This window comes from Pseudoxanthomonas sp. CCNWLY206-1, assembly GCF_039710385.1.
In the GTDB taxonomy this organism is placed as follows: Bacteria; Pseudomonadota; Gammaproteobacteria; order Xanthomonadales; family Xanthomonadaceae; genus Pseudoxanthomonas_A.
Genome location: NZ_JBDKXI010000001.1, coordinates 338,116 through 352,517 on the forward strand (window position 1 = coordinate 338,116; position 14,402 = coordinate 352,517).

A 14,402-nucleotide genomic window follows, 5' to 3' on the forward strand; every position below is an offset into this window, starting at 1 on the left:
CTATCGCGATATAAAGATATTGTCCTGCTGGAGTCGCCTCGGGTCAAGCATGGGCATACGGCTGCGGATGGTGCCGGGTTACAATTGGTATTCAAATTTCAGAGGGATGGCTTGTGGATTTCGCATTCACCGAAGAGCAGTTGATGATCCAGGACGTGGCACGCAGGATCGCCCAGGAGAAGATCGCGCCCAGCGCGGAACACTTCGACAAGACCGGCGAATTCCCGCTGGACAACATCCGCCTGCTGGGCGAGAACGGCTTGATGGGCATCGAAGTGCCGGCCGAGTACGGCGGCGCGGGCATGGACCCGATCGCCTACGTGCTGGCCATGGTCGAAATCGCCGCCGGCGATGCCGCGCATTCCACCATCATGTCGGTCAATAACTCGCTGTTCTGCAACGGCATCCTGAAATACGGCACCGAAGCGCAGAAACAGAAGTACGTCCGCGCGATCGCTGAAGGCGCTGAAATCGGCGCTTTCGCATTGACCGAGCCGCAGTCGGGTTCCGATGCCACCGCCATGCGCTGCCGCGCGGCCAAGCAGGCGGATGGCAGCTTCGTCGTCAACGGCAAGAAGAGCTGGATCACCTCCGGCCCGGTGGCCAAGTACATCGTGCTGTTCGCCCTGAGCGACCCGGACAAAGGCGCCCGCGGTATCACCGCGTTCCTGGTCGATACCACCAAGCCGGGCTTCCACCGCGGCAAGACCGAGCCCAAGCTGGGCATTCGCGCCTCCGCCACCTGCGAGATCGAGTTCACCGACTATGTGGTGGACGCCGATGAGGTATTGGGTGCCGAAGGCGAGGGCTTCAAGATCGCCATGGGCGTGCTGGACGCCGGGCGCATCGGCATCGCCTCCCAGGCGATCGGCATCGCGCGTGCGGCTTACGAGAAAACCGTGGAATACGTGAAGGAGCGCAAGGCCTTCGGTGCGCCGATCGGCACCTTCCAGATGACCCAGGCGAAAATCGCCGACATGAAATGCAAGTTGGATGCGTCGTTGTTACTGACGTTGCGCGCGGCATGGGTAAAAGGGCAGGGCCAGCGTTTCAGCAACGAGGCTGCCATTGCCAAGCTCACGGCCTCCGAAGCGGCCATGTGGATCGCTCACCAGGCCGTGCAGATCCATGGCGGCATGGGATATTCGAAGGAAATGCCGCTGGAGCGTTATTTCCGCGACGCCAAGATCACCGAGATCTACGAAGGCACCAGCGAAATCCAGCGCCTGGTCATCGCGCGGAACGAGACGGGGCTGCGCTGAGGAAAGCCTTTTGAACACGGATTGACGCGGATAGAGCGAAACAGAGCGGATAGGCATATTGAATGCTTTATTCGTGCTCATCTGTGTTGATCCGTGTCCAGGACTCTGGCTTGTGACCGCGTCCGGAAGAAGTTGCCAAAAGCGGGCGCGAATCGAGGTGGAGGGGTTGCAGCGTGGTTCGCCCATCCTGGCGCGCTGCGGCGCGTTTGTGGTCGCGGGCGCCGTGAGGCTATCGCGGCGCCCCCCCATCTTTAGTCATGGGACGGGCCCATAAAGGTTCCGCTAGAGTTCTCCGATGCGGGGGTCTGCCTCCCGTATCCCAACCGGAGAACCTGATGCGTAAAACCCTTATCGTCTGCGCTATCGCGCTGGCCCTTGCCGCATGCGATCGCGCCGCTTCGCCGGAAGCCGGTACCGCGGCGACACCCGCCGTGGCTGTTTCGCAGGCCGACATCGCCGCGGAAACCGAGCGGCTCAACCAGTGGTTCGAGAAGAAGTACGAAGAGCAGCTGCGCTTCAGTCCGCTGCAACTGACCTTCCAAGGCCGCAAGGACCTGTACGACCAGTTGGATGACTTCTCGGAGAAGGCACAGCTGGACCAGATCGCATGGCAGAAGGCCAGTGTCGAGGAGATGGAAAAGACCTTCGATTACGCAAAGCTCAGCGACGAGGGCAAGTTCTCCTACGATCTGTGGAAGCTGCAGTATGAGAATGCGCGTGATGGCGCGCCCTTTCTTTCCAACGGCTACGCTTTCGACCAGATGAACGGCGCGCAGAGCTTCCTGCCGACCATACTGATCAGTTTCCATAAGGTCGACGAAGAGTCGGACTATGTTGCCTATGTGGCGCGTCTCAAGGAGACGGCCCGCGGCTTCGATCAATTGCTGGAACGGGCCCGCAAATCGGCCGGGCAGGGCATCCGCCCGCCGAAGTTCGCCTATGAAGGCGTCATCGATCAGTCGCGCAAGGTCATTACCGGCGCCCCGTTCTCCGCAGGCAAGGATTCGGCTATCTGGGCGGACGCGCAGGCCAAGCTCGATGCGTTGGTCAAGGCTGGCAAGATCACCGCCGAACGCGCTGCCGCATTGAAGGAAGAAACGCGTGCTGCACTACTGGAACAGCTCAAGCCGGCCTATGAGCGGATAATCGCCTGGTGTGAAGAAGACACGCCGAATGCGCTGGAGAACGCGAGTGGCGTGGGCGTGACCCAGTCCAACGGCAAGGCGTATTACGAGTACCAGTTGCGTCAGATGACCACCACCGGCATGACGGCCGAGGAAATCCATGCGCTGGGCTTGAAGGAAGTGGCGCGCATCCGCGGCGAGATGACCGCGTTGAAGGATAAGGTGGGTTTCAAGGGCGACCTGGATGCCTTCTTCGAGTTCATCGACAAGGACCCGCAGTTCGTCTTCCCGAATACCGATGCCGGCCGCCAGGCGTATATCGATGAAGCGACGCTACGGATCGACAACATCAAGAAGGAACTACCGAACTATTTCGGCCTGCTGCCGAAGGCGGATCTGGTAGTCAAGCGCGTTGAAGCGTTCCGCGAGCAGGACGGTGCCGCCCAGCATTACTTCCCCGGTACGCCGGATGGCTCGCGTCCCGGCGTCTACTACGCGCATTTGTCCGACATGAACGCGATGCCCAAGCCGGAACTGGAAGTCATCGCGTACCACGAGGGCTTGCCGGGCCACCACATGCAGATTTCCATCGCCCAGGAACTTACCGGCGTGCCGAAGTTCCGCACCCAGGCGGGATTCACTGCCTATGCGGAAGGTTGGGGCTTGTACTCGGAATGGCTGGCGAAGGAGATGCCCAACACCTACCAGGATCCGTATTCCGAGTTCGGCCGTTTAAGCTCGGAAATGTGGCGGGCTATCCGCCTGGTGGTGGACACGGGCCTGCATGCCAAGGGCTGGACCGAAGAACAGGCAGTGGAGTACTTCGACGCCAACAGTGCAGTGCCGATCACTGCAATTCGTTCCGAGGTCCAGCGTTACCTGATCATGCCGGGCCAGGCTACGGCCTACAAAGTCGGCATGATCCGTATCCAGGAATTGCGCAAGAAGGCGGAAACCGAACTGGGCGACAAGTTCGATATCAAGGGCTTCCACGACACAGTGCTCGGTGGCGGTGCATTGCCGCTGACGTTGCTGGAGCGGCGCGTGGACCAATGGATCGCCAGCAAGAAAGCCAAGCAGGCATAAGCGCAACGCGTCAAGGCGTGGCGGCGTAAAAAAGAACCCCGGCTTCGGCCGGGGTTTTTTTTCAGGTCGACCGAGTCGTTAACCGTAGCTCTGACGTAGAGCGGAGCTTGCTACGCTGCCTGTAATTTCGGCGCCTCAATAGCAGCGGAGCAAGCTCCGCTCTACGACGGAACAGCCAAAACCTGCGACGGGCCGATGTCCGCGGCGACGCGGTTGCAGACCAAAAAAAAGCCCCGGCGTGCCGGAGCTTTTTTCTTTACCACAGTGTCGCGATCAACGCGCCAGCGGCTTGTTGTGCTCTTCCAGATATTCGCGGGAGGGCTCATCCAGTTTGTCGCCCAGCATGCGCCGTACCGCCACGAAGAACACCGGGATCAACAGCAGGCCAAGGAACGTGGCGAACAACATGCCGCCGATCACGCCAGTACCGATGGCGTGACGGGCGTTGGCGCCGGCGCCGGAGGAGATCGCCATCGGCAGCACGCCCATGATGAAGGCGAACGATGTCATCAGGATGGGACGGAAGCGCAGGCGCGACGCTTCCACCACCGCATCGCGCAAGGTCTTGCCTTCGCGGCGCAGTTCCACCGCGAACTCCACGATCAGGATCGCGTTCTTCGCCGCCAGGCCGATGATGGTGATCAGGCCGATCTTGAAGAAAATGTCGTTCGGCAAACCACGCAGCATGGCGAACACGATGGCGCCCAGCACGCCCAGCGGCACCACCAGCAGCACCGAAACCGGTACCGACCAGCTTTCGTACAACGCCGCCAAACATAGGAACACCACCACGATCGACAACACCAGCAGCAGCGTCGCGGTGTTGCCGGCCAGGATTTCCTGGTACGACAAGCCAGTCCAATCGAAGCCGAAGCCGGGTGGCAACTCGTTGTTGACGATGTTTTCCATCGCCTTCATCGCTTCGCCCGAACTTTTGCCTGGTGCCTGGGCGCCCACGATATTGATCGCCGCATAGCCGTTGTAGCGCGTGAGCGAAGGCGAGTTGGTGATCCATTCCGACCGCACGACATTGGTCAGCGGAATCATCTGGCCGTTCTGCAGACTGCTGGGCGTGTAGAAGTTCGACAGCGATTCCGGACTCATGCGGAATGGTGCGTCGGCCTGCATGGTCACACGCTTGATGCGGCCCTCATAGAAGAAGTCATTGACATAGACCGGCGCCAGCATCAGACCGATGGCGTTGTAGATGTCGTTGACCGAAAGCCCCATCGTCTGCGCTTGCACGCGATCCACGTTGAGCTTCAGCTGCGGCGCGTCTTCCAGGCTGTTCGGACGCACGCCGGTCAGGTTGGGATTCTGGCCCGCCTTGCCCAGCAGGATGTTGCGTGCCTCGGTCAGCGCCGCCTGGCCCTGGCCGGTACGATCCTGCAGGTACATGTCGAAACCGCCGAACTGGCCCAGGCCGTTCACCGTGGGCAGGTTGACCACGAAGATGCCGGCTTCCTTGATGCCGAACAGTGCTCCGTTGGCTTGCTGGATGAAGGTGGCCGCATCGACCTTGCGCTCGCTCCAGTCCTTGAGCTTGATGAACGCCATGCCGACGTTCTCGCCCTGACCAACGAAGCTGAAGCCGGTCACCTCCATCATGCCGTCATAGCCCTCCATCTTTTCCAGCGTACCGCGGATCTGCGTGAACACCTTGCTGGTCCGCTCCATGGAAGCACCCGGCGGCAACTGCACGATCGCCAGCGCATAGCCCTGGTCTTCCTCGGGCAGGAAGCTGCCGGGCATGCGGGTAAACAAGAAACCGCATAGCAGGGTCAGGCCGGCAAAGACGATCATCCAGCGCGGGGCATGTTTCACCGCGCTGCCGATGTGGCCCACATAGGTATGGCTGATCTTGTCGTAGTACTTGTTGAAGGTACGGAACACGAAGTTGGATTTGTGGTGCTCCGTTGGCTTCAGCAGCGTGGCACACAGGGCAGGGGTGAAGCCCAGCGCCAGGAACGCCGAGAACACCATGGCCAACGCGATGGTCAGTGCGAACTGCTTGTAGATTTCGCCGGCGCTACCGCCTTGCAACGCACTGGGGATGAACACCGCGGAAAGCACCACGGTAATGGCGATCACCGCGCCGGTAATCTGGTCCATCGCCTTGCGGGTGGCTTCCTTGGGCGGCAAGCCTTCCTCGGTCATGATGCGTTCGACGTTCTCGATGACCACGATCGCGTCGTCCACCACGATACCGATCGCCAGCACCATGCCGAACAGCGTCAGCTGGTTGATGGTGAAGCCGATGATCGTCATGCCCAGGAAGGTGCCCAGCAGCGCGACCGGGATGACCAGCGTGGGAATGATGGTGGCGCGGATGTTCTGCAGGAAGATCAGCATCACCAGGAACACCAATATCACCGCTTCGATCAGCGTCTTCACCACTTCTTCGATCGAGATACGGACGAAGGTGGTGCTGTCGTACGGCGAGAACCACGCCACGCCCTGCGGGAAGCTGGGCTGCAGTTCGTCCATCTTGGCGCGCACGGCGGCGGCCACGTTCAAGGCGTTCGCACCGGGCAGCAATTGGACTGCGAAAGCGGCGGTGGGTGCGCCGTTCCACTGCGTCTCGAAACCGTACGCGGTAGCGCCAATGGCGATGCGGGCCACATCCTTCAGGCGCACGGTGGTGCCGTCGCTGTTGGCGCGCAGGATGATGTTTTCGAACTGTTCGGGCGAGTTGAAGCGGCCTTCCGTGGTGACCGTTGCGGTGAAGCCCTGGCCTTCTGGCGCCGGGTCGGTACCGATGGAGCCGGCGGCGAACTGCACATTCTGGCCGCGGATGGCCGCCAGCACTTCGCTGGTGGACATGCCGAAGCCTTGCAACTTGTTCGGGTCCAGCCAGATACGCATCGCGTATTCGCTACCGAACTGCTGGGTGCTGCCGACGCCGGGAATGCGCGAGATCTGATCCAGTACGCGCGAACCGACGATGTCGTTCAACTGTTCGCGACCGACCGCCGGATTTTCCGAGCGCAACGCCGCCACCATCAGGAAGCCGGCGTTGGCCTTGGCCACCACGACGCCCTGCTGCACCACTTCGGTGGGCAGACGCGGTTCGGCCAGCGCCACCTTGTTCTGTACCTGCACCTGGGCGATGTCCGGATCAGTACCGGTCTGGAAAGTCAGCGTGATGCTGGAGCCGCCGCTGGCACTGGACGAGGAACTGAAGTACAGCAGGTTATCGATACCAGTCAGCTGCTGTTCGATGACCTGGGTGACGGCCTGTTCGGCGGTTTCCGCGCTGGCGCCCGGATAGGTGGCTTCGACTATCACCTGCGGGGGCGCGATGTTGGGATAGGACTCCACGCCTAGGTTGAAGATCGCGATCACGCCACCCAGCGAGATCAGGATCGCCACCACCCAGGCGAAGATCGGTTTTTCGATGAAGAACTTGGGCATTGGGGGAATCCCTTACTTTTCAGGGGCGGCGGGAGCAGCCGGCTGGCTGTTGCCCGCGGCCGCAGGCTTCCATGGAGTGGGTTTGGCAGGCGCGCCGGCCTGCACCTTCTGCACGCCGGACACGATCACCTGATCGTTGGCGGCCAAGCCGCTGGTGACAACCCAATTGCCATTGCTTGGGTTTTCGGCGGTGACGGTCTTGCGAGCCACCTTGCCGTCTGCACCGATCACGTACACGTAGGCGCCTGCCGCATCACGCAGCACAGCGTCCTGTGGAATCAGGAACGCATTCTTGCGCTCGCCCAAAGTCGCCTTGAGGGTCACGAACATGCCCGGTAGCAGGACCTGATTCGGATTGGGAACGCTGGCGCGCAGCGAAACCGCGCCCGTGGCCGGGTCCGCCACCACGTCGGAGAAGTCCAGCGTGCCCAGTTGGTCGTACGCGGTGCCATCGGACAGCACCACCTGCACCTTCGCATCGCCCGCTCCGGTCAGTTCCACGCCGCCTTTGCTTTGCGCTCTGCGCAATGCTTCCAGCTCGGTTACGCCGAGCGAGAAATTGACGTAGAGCGGATCGATCTGATCCACGGTGGTCAGCAGGGTGGCATCGGTCTGGCCCACCAGCGCGCCTTCCGTTACCTGCTGCTTGCCAGCGCGTCCTGAGATCGGCGCGGTGACATTGGTGTAGCTGAGATTGATGCGGGCGGACGCCACACTGGCTTGAGCCTGTTGCACGGCAGCCGCCGCATTGCGTTCGGCGGCCTGGGCGTTATCCAGATCGGACTGCGAAACGAACTTCTGCGGTGCCAACTGACGGGCGCGGTCAGCGGCGATCTTGGCGTTGGCATAGGTCGCTTGCGCCGATGCCAAGTTCGCCTGGGCGCCGCTCAGCGATGCCTGCAATGGGGCCGGGTCTATCTGGAACAACACCTGGCCTTCCTTCACGTCGCTACCTTCCCGGTAGACACGTTTCACCAGGACACCAGGAACGCGGGCGCGTACGTCAGAGCTACGGAAGGGCGCCAGTCGTCCCACCAGATCGCGCTGCAGCGGCACCGACTGCGGCGTTGCCTTGACGACGCCGACTTCCGGCGGTGGTGGTGCGGGCTGTTCCTGTTCTTTGCAGGCGGCCAGCGCCAACAGGAGGGCGCAGCTAAGGGCGAACGGACGGACGGGGGCGGTCATGGGTGAAGCTCCGTATCAGGTTTTGGTTGTTTTGGTTTTTGTCGATCTAAGCCGGACAGCGGGCCGGGCAACAGGGTCTACCGGCGTTATCGCAACAGGTGAGAACGCGCGAAGGAAAGCATCGACGGCGAACTCGGCCCAACGTTTTCGCAGTGTGTCGGTATCGCGGTGCGGCATGCCGAAACGCTGCCTTTCGAAGTCCATGCCGACGATCATGCTCAACAGAAGCTCCGCGGCGTAGTGCGGATCGTCATGCCTCAACTGGCCCCGTTTCATGGCGGCCTTCAGCCAGACAGCCAAGCGTTGCGCCAGAGTATCGCAGGCATCACGGTAAAGCGCCTGTGCCTCTTCAGGGAACTGGTGGGCTTCCGCCGCCATCAGCTGGCTGGTGGCGAGAATCGCGGGATCGCACAGATGTTCCAGATGCTGGATGGCGAAAGCGACCAACGTCGTGCGTGGATCGTCGTAATACTCCGCCAGGCGAGCAGTAGCCAGATCCAAGTGTTCGCTTATGACACTGCGTATCAACCCCTGCTTGCTGCCGAATTGCGCATAAAGCGTCTGCTTGGAGCAGCCGGCGCGTAGAGCCACGGCCTCCATGCTGACGCGGAAACCTTGTTCGGCAAGCAAGGCACGCACGGCATCGTGCACGCGCTGGCGCCGTTGCTCGCTGACGGAAAAGTTGGGGGAGGCTGACATGCGGGCTGGACTATACCGTCCAGTTTAGAATTTGAACAGCTTGCAAGGTGCCGAAAAGTCTGAGCAATCCAGGCGAATCCTGGTTCGTAAAAAGCATGTGACGATCCGCGAAGGGCGCGGGGAGCACCGCTCACCCTTCGGCCTGCTCCACATGGAAGCGAAAAAACCGGATTGCGAAACCCTGGCGAATTCGGCTATTGCATCGGAGGTAATCAATCGCACACGAATTTGCAAGCGCTTCTTTTGACGCCTCGCAACAAGTGTTGTCATCGGGCGCGGGGCTACAATGTCCAATCGCATACCACCTGTCGAGCCACGGCCCGCATGAACGCTGTTCGCACCCCGAAGAAAACGCAGAAGAAAAAACCGAAACCGGAATCGAAAAAGACCGTCACCCAGGCCGCATCAACCAAGAAGGCGAGCACCAAGCGAGCCGCCACGGGCGCAGCCGTCAAGCCTGCCGCCACAACAGACACTGCTGCAAAGCGTGCATTGGACGCGACAGCGGCGTCGCTGGTGATGCCGGTAACCAATGGCACGGTGCCGACGTTCTCGTTGGAGCCCGTCTTCACCGCCATCCGCAAGCGCACGCCGGCGCGGCGCCAGGCAGAAGCCAAGGCGTTCGCGGAGGCGTTCTACAAGCGCATGGAATCGGACGAGTATCCACACCACAGCGCCGAAAGCTGGGCCGCGATCGCCTGCGACATGCTGGAATTCGCCCGTGTGCGCAAGCCGGGTAGCGCCAATGTGCGCGTGTTCAACGCCAACATGAAAGCGCATGGCTGGGAATCCCCGCATACCGTGCTGCAGATCGTGAACGACGATATGCCGTTTCTGGTGGACTCGGTCAGCATGGCGTTGGCCGAAATGGGCGTCGGCGTGCACGTGCTGGGCCATCCCTTGGTGCGCTTCACTCGCGACAAGGCGGGCAAGGTCACGGCGGTAGGCGAGGGCAAGCCTGAATCGCTCATGTTGTTGGAGATCGATCGCCAGCCTGCCGGTGACATGGCCGGCATCGAGAAACACATCCGTGGTGTGTTGGATGAAGTGCGTTCCATCGTGCGCGATTGGGGCACCATGCGGGAAAAAATGGTGTCGCTGGCCGACGACCTGGCCACCCGCCGCCTGCCGATCAGCGACGCTGGACGCCATGAGGCGCAGGAATTCCTGCGTTGGGCAGCCAACGATCACTTCACCTTCTTCGGCTATCGGGAATATCGCGTCGAAAAAGGCAATGGCGATGGCATCCTGAAAGCGGTGGAAGGTAGCGGCTTGGGTTTGCTGCGCGGCAAGGACACTTCCACACCGCGCACCATCAAGTCGCTGGCGGCGCACTACATGCCGCAGTCCGGCGCGGTGGATGCGTTGATCCTGACCAAGACCAACCGGCGTTCCAACGTGCATCGGCCGGGGAACATGGATTACATCGGTGTGCTGGAGTTCGACGCCAAAGGCACGCCTATCGCCGAACAACGGTTCATCGGTCTTTACACCTCCAGCGCCTACAACCGTCGCCCTTGGGAAATCCCGCTGGTGCGTGAGCGCTACGAACACGCGATGCGCCAGTCCGGCCTGTCTCCCAACAGCCACAGCGGCAAGGCACTGCGCCATATCCTGGAATCGTTGCCGCGGGAGGAATTGTTCCAATCCACCGAAGAAGAACTCGCGCGGACCGCGATGGGCATCCTGGGCTTGCAGGAACGTGTGCGCAGCCGCCTGTTCCTGCGCCGGGACCGCTATGGCCGCTTCTTCTCCGCGTTGGTCTATATCCCGCGGGAACGTTTCAATACTGATGTGCGCCTGCGCATCGAAGCCTTGCTGAAGGAAGCACTGCGCGGCGAATACGTGGACACCAGCGTGCAATTGGGTGAATCACCCCTGGCGCAGTTGCATTTGACCGTGCGTCCCAAGGTCGGCGAACGCGTCGATGTGGACACCGCGGCGCTGGAAGAGAACCTGGCGCATCTGCTGCGCAACTGGCAGGACGATCTGCGGGAAACGCTGATCGCACGCCATGGCGAATCGGAAGGCTTGAAGCTGGCCAGTGGTTACGGCCGTGCACTGCCGGCGGGCTATATCGAGAACGTTTCGCCCCAGGTCGCCGCCAATGACGTGGAGCATCTGGCCGCATTGAAAGGACCGGACGATCTGCGCCTGAGCCTGCACCGCTCGCGCCACGTGCCGGCCGGGGAAGGCCGCCTTCGCCTGAATCTGTATCGCCAGCTCAATGACATTCCGCTGTCCGACGCGCTCCCGCTGATGGAGAACATGGGCCTGCGGGTGATCTCTGAGCACCCGTTCCGGCTGGAAGCCGGCGGTACACCGGTTTATGTCCAGGAATTCGAAGTCGAACCTGTCGCTGGCGAGATCGACGTCGACCGGCTGAGTGCACCTTTCGAGGAAGCTTTCGCCCGTGTCTGGCGCGGCGATGCCGAGAACGACGGGTTCAACAAGCTTGTACTTCGCGCCGGGCTCAGCTGGCGCCAGATATCGGTGCTGCGCGGCTATTGCAAATATCTGCTGCAAACCGGCGTGCCGTTCTCGCAAAGCTACGTCGAAGAAACACTGAACCGTTATCCGCTGCTGGCGCGTCTGCTGGTGGAGTTGTTCGAAGCGCGGTTCGACCCCGCCACGGGTCAGGAAAGCAAGGCGCAGATCAAACAGGGACAGGACCAGTTCGCCGAACAGCTGCGGGCATTGGCACAAGGTGACGATGCCACGCTCGCAGCGCTGCGGTACGTCATCGACGCGCGCAACGAAAGCCGCGATGGCCAGGTGGAGGCCACCCACAAGACCTTGCTGAAATTGATGGACCGGGTTTCCAGCCTGGACGAAGACCGCATCCTGCGCGGCTTCATGGGCACCATCGAAGCCACTTTGCGCACCAGCTACTACCAGAAAGGTCCGGACGGCCAGCCGACGCACGTCGTCAGCTTCAAGTTCGATTCGGCCAAGGTGCCGGATCTGCCCAAGCCGCGTCCTTACCGCGAGATATTCGTCTATGGCCCGCGGGTGGAAGGCGTGCACCTGCGTTTCGGTCCGGTCGCACGTGGCGGCTTGCGCTGGTCTGATCGCCGCGAAGATTTCCGCACCGAAGTGTTGGGCTTGGTAAAGGCGCAAATGGTGAAGAACACCGTCATCGTGCCGGTCGGCGCGAAGGGCGGATTCTTCGTGAAGCGTTCGCCTATCCCGACCGGCAATGCCGCGGCGGATCGTGATGCGGTACTGGCGGAAGGCATCGCCTGCTACAAGATGTTCATCCAGGGCTTGCTGGACATCACCGACAACATCGTTGTCGACAACCGCGGCGGCGGCAAGATCGTGCCGCCGGTGGACGTGGTGCGCCATGATCAGGATGACCCGTATCTGGTGGTGGCCGCTGACAAGGGCACAGCGACGTTCTCCGATATCGCCAATGGTTTGGCCATCGCGCACAACTTCTGGCTGGGCGATGCGTTCGCTTCCGGCGGTTCGGTGGGCTACGACCACAAGGGCATGGGCATCACCGCACGCGGCGCATGGGAGTCGGTCAAGCGACACTTCCGCGCGATGAATCGCGACACGCAGACGCAGGATTTCAGCTGCGTGGGTATCGGCGACATGTCGGGCGACGTGTTCGGCAACGGCATGCTGCTGTCTCCGCATATCCGTTTGCTGGCCGCCTTCGACCATCGCCATATCTTCCTGGATCCCGCTCCGGACACGGCGAGCTCGTTCAAGGAGCGCCAGCGTCTTTTCGCGCTGCCGCGTTCCAGTTGGGCCGACTACGACGCCTCGCTGATTTCCAAGGGGGGCGGCATCCACCCACGTAGCGCCAAGTCGATCGACATCACGCCGCAGGTGCGGGAAGCCCTCGATCTGCCGGAGGGCGTGAAGTCGATGTCTCCCAACGAGTTGATGAGCGCCATTCTCAAGTCGCCGGTCGATCTGCTGTGGAATGGCGGCATCGGTACCTACGTGAAAGCCAGTGGGGAAACCCATGCCGATGTGGGTGACCGTGCGAACAACGGTCTGCGTGTGGACGGCCGCGAGCTGCGCTGCAAAGTGATAGGCGAGGGCGGCAACCTGGGCTTGACGCAGCTGGGACGCGTGGAAGCGGCTCAGCACGGCGTGCTGCTCAACACCGACTTCATCGACAACTCCGCCGGCGTCGATACTTCCGACCACGAAGTCAACATCAAGATCCTGCTGAACGGCGTTGTCCAGGCCAAGAAGCTCACCATGGATGCGCGCAACAAGCTGTTGGCGCAGATGACGGATGAAGTGGCCGGGCTGGTGCTGTGGGACAACTACCGGCAAAACCAGGCGCTCAGTCTGATGGAGCGGATGAGCGTTTCGCGTCTGGGTTCCAAGCAGCACTTCATCCAGACGCTGGAATCCCAGGGCTTGTTGGATCGGCAGATCGAGTTCCTTCCCTCCGATGCCGAACTGGCCGAACGCAAAGCGCGAGGCCAAGGGCTGACCCGTCCCGAACTGTCGGTGCTGCTGTCGTATTCCAAGTTGGTGGCGTTCCAGCAACTGTTGGAATCGGATATTCCGGAAGACCCGTACCTGTCCAAGGAGCTGCAGCGCTACTTCCCGCAGCCGCTACAAAAGAAATATGCGGCGGATATGGAGAAGCACCGCCTGAAGCGGGAAATCATCGCCACCGCGGTCACCAACACCACCATCAACCGCATGGGCGCCACCTTCCTGCTGCGGATGCAGGAAGACACAGGCCGCACCTCGGCGGAAGTAGCCAAGGCCTTCACGATTACCCGCGAAACGCTGGATGCGCGCGCGTTGTGGAACCAGATCGATGCACTGGACGGCAAGGTGCCCGAATCGGTGCAGATCGACGCCTTGCAGGTGATCTGGTCGGCCCAGCGCAGCTTCACTCGCTGGTTGCTGACTCGCAAAGGGCCGATTCCAGCCATCGCCACCGCGGTGGATCGCTATCACGACGGTTTCGATGAAATCCGCGCGGCCGAGGGCGTGCTTCCCGATTCGCTGCGCCCGGCGTACGAAGCCAGTCTGCTTGAATGGAAGGAAAAGGGTCTACCTGCGGAACTGGCTGGACAGCTCGCGGCGTTGCCATACCTGGAGCCGTCCTGCGACATCATCGAGCTCGCGCGCGAGCGCAAGCTAAAGCCGGTGGAAGTATCCAAGGTGCATTACCGCCTGGGCGAGGCCCTGCATCTGCCGTGGCTGCTGGACCAGATCGATGGCCTGAAGGTCGATGGACGCTGGCATGCGGTTGCCCGTGGCGTGCTTCGTGACGAACTGGCTAATCATCAGCGCACGCTGACCGGCCAGGTGCTGTCGACGCCCGGTCCGAATGCAGGCGAAAAAGTCCGTCATTGGCTGCAACGCGACGACGCAGGTCTGCGCTTCACCCTGGCGATGCTCAACGAGCTGGCCGCGCAGAAGACGCTGGACTACCCGACGGTCTCGGTCGCTGTGCAGCGGTTGGCGCAATTGGCCGTGCAGGGCTGATGCCTGCAGCAGGCCGGGAGTGCTCCCGGCCTGCTGCAACCTCTCCTTGTGGGAGCGACGTGAGTCGCGACTGGACGCCGGAAGAGCGTTTTGAACACGGATCAATGCAGATCGCCACGGATAAGCACATCGGACGCCTTGATCCGCATTCATCTGC

6 protein-coding genes are annotated in these 14,402 nt (G+C 61.6%); 3 read left to right on the top strand and 3 right to left on the bottom strand.

The genetic code is table 11. The annotated features are described in order from the left end of the window. The first annotated feature begins 113 nt into the window (after positions 1–113). Both AADW18_RS01415 and AADW18_RS01420 read left to right on the top strand, forming a co-directional pair. Positions 114–1,262: an acyl-CoA dehydrogenase family protein gene (locus AADW18_RS01415; protein ID WP_337341558.1), complete on the top strand. Its 1,149-nt coding sequence runs from the start codon at positions 114–116 to the stop codon at positions 1,260–1,262. A 335-nt stretch (positions 1,263–1,597) separates the two neighbouring features. Beyond that, positions 1,598–3,472, top strand: a complete 1,875-nt coding sequence (locus AADW18_RS01420) for a DUF885 domain-containing protein (RefSeq protein ID WP_337341559.1) — start codon at positions 1,598–1,600, stop codon at positions 3,470–3,472. Between the two features lie 273 nt (positions 3,473–3,745). Here the strand turns inward: AADW18_RS01420 and AADW18_RS01425 are convergent, their stop codons facing one another. From AADW18_RS01425 to AADW18_RS01435, 3 genes are read right to left on the bottom strand one after another with little or no spacing between them, the layout of a single operon-like run. Continuing rightward, a complete protein-coding gene (locus tag AADW18_RS01425) occupies positions 3,746–6,886 on the bottom strand; it encodes a multidrug efflux RND transporter permease subunit (RefSeq protein ID WP_337341560.1) in 3,141 nt (1,046 codons plus the stop codon). A gap of 12 nt (positions 6,887–6,898) precedes the next feature. Continuing rightward, on the bottom strand, positions 6,899–8,071 hold the full coding sequence (locus tag AADW18_RS01430) for an efflux RND transporter periplasmic adaptor subunit (RefSeq protein WP_337341561.1): 1,173 nt from the start codon (positions 8,069–8,071) through the stop codon (positions 6,899–6,901). 15 nt (positions 8,072–8,086) lie between these two features. Next, positions 8,087–8,770 (bottom strand): TetR/AcrR family transcriptional regulator, encoded by a 684-nt coding sequence (locus tag AADW18_RS01435; RefSeq protein WP_337341562.1) that lies wholly within the window; start codon positions 8,768–8,770, stop codon positions 8,087–8,089. A gap of 519 nt (positions 8,771–9,289) precedes the next feature. Between AADW18_RS01435 and AADW18_RS01440 the strand changes: the two genes are divergently transcribed. Further along, positions 9,290–14,245, top strand: a complete 4,956-nt coding sequence (locus tag AADW18_RS01440; RefSeq protein ID WP_337342098.1) for an NAD-glutamate dehydrogenase domain-containing protein — start codon at positions 9,290–9,292, stop codon at positions 14,243–14,245. The last annotated feature ends 157 nt before the right edge of the window (positions 14,246–14,402 follow it).

Excerpts from the sequence above, each read along its gene's own strand:
- AADW18_RS01430 (WP_337341561.1), bottom strand. The coding sequence starts at position 8,071 with ATGACCGCCCCCGTCCGTCCGTTCGCCCTTAGCTGCGCCCTCCTGTTG.
- AADW18_RS01435 (WP_337341562.1), bottom strand. The coding sequence starts at position 8,770 with ATGTCAGCCTCCCCCAACTTTTCCGTCAGCGAGCAACGGCGCCAGCGC.
- AADW18_RS01425 (WP_337341560.1), bottom strand. The coding sequence starts at position 6,886 with ATGCCCAAGTTCTTCATCGAAAAACCGATCTTCGCCTGGGTGGTGGCG.
- AADW18_RS01420 (WP_337341559.1), top strand. The coding sequence starts at position 1,598 with ATGCGTAAAACCCTTATCGTCTGCGCTATCGCGCTGGCCCTTGCCGCA.
- AADW18_RS01440 (WP_337342098.1), top strand. The coding sequence starts at position 9,290 with ATGCCGGTAACCAATGGCACGGTGCCGACGTTCTCGTTGGAGCCCGTC.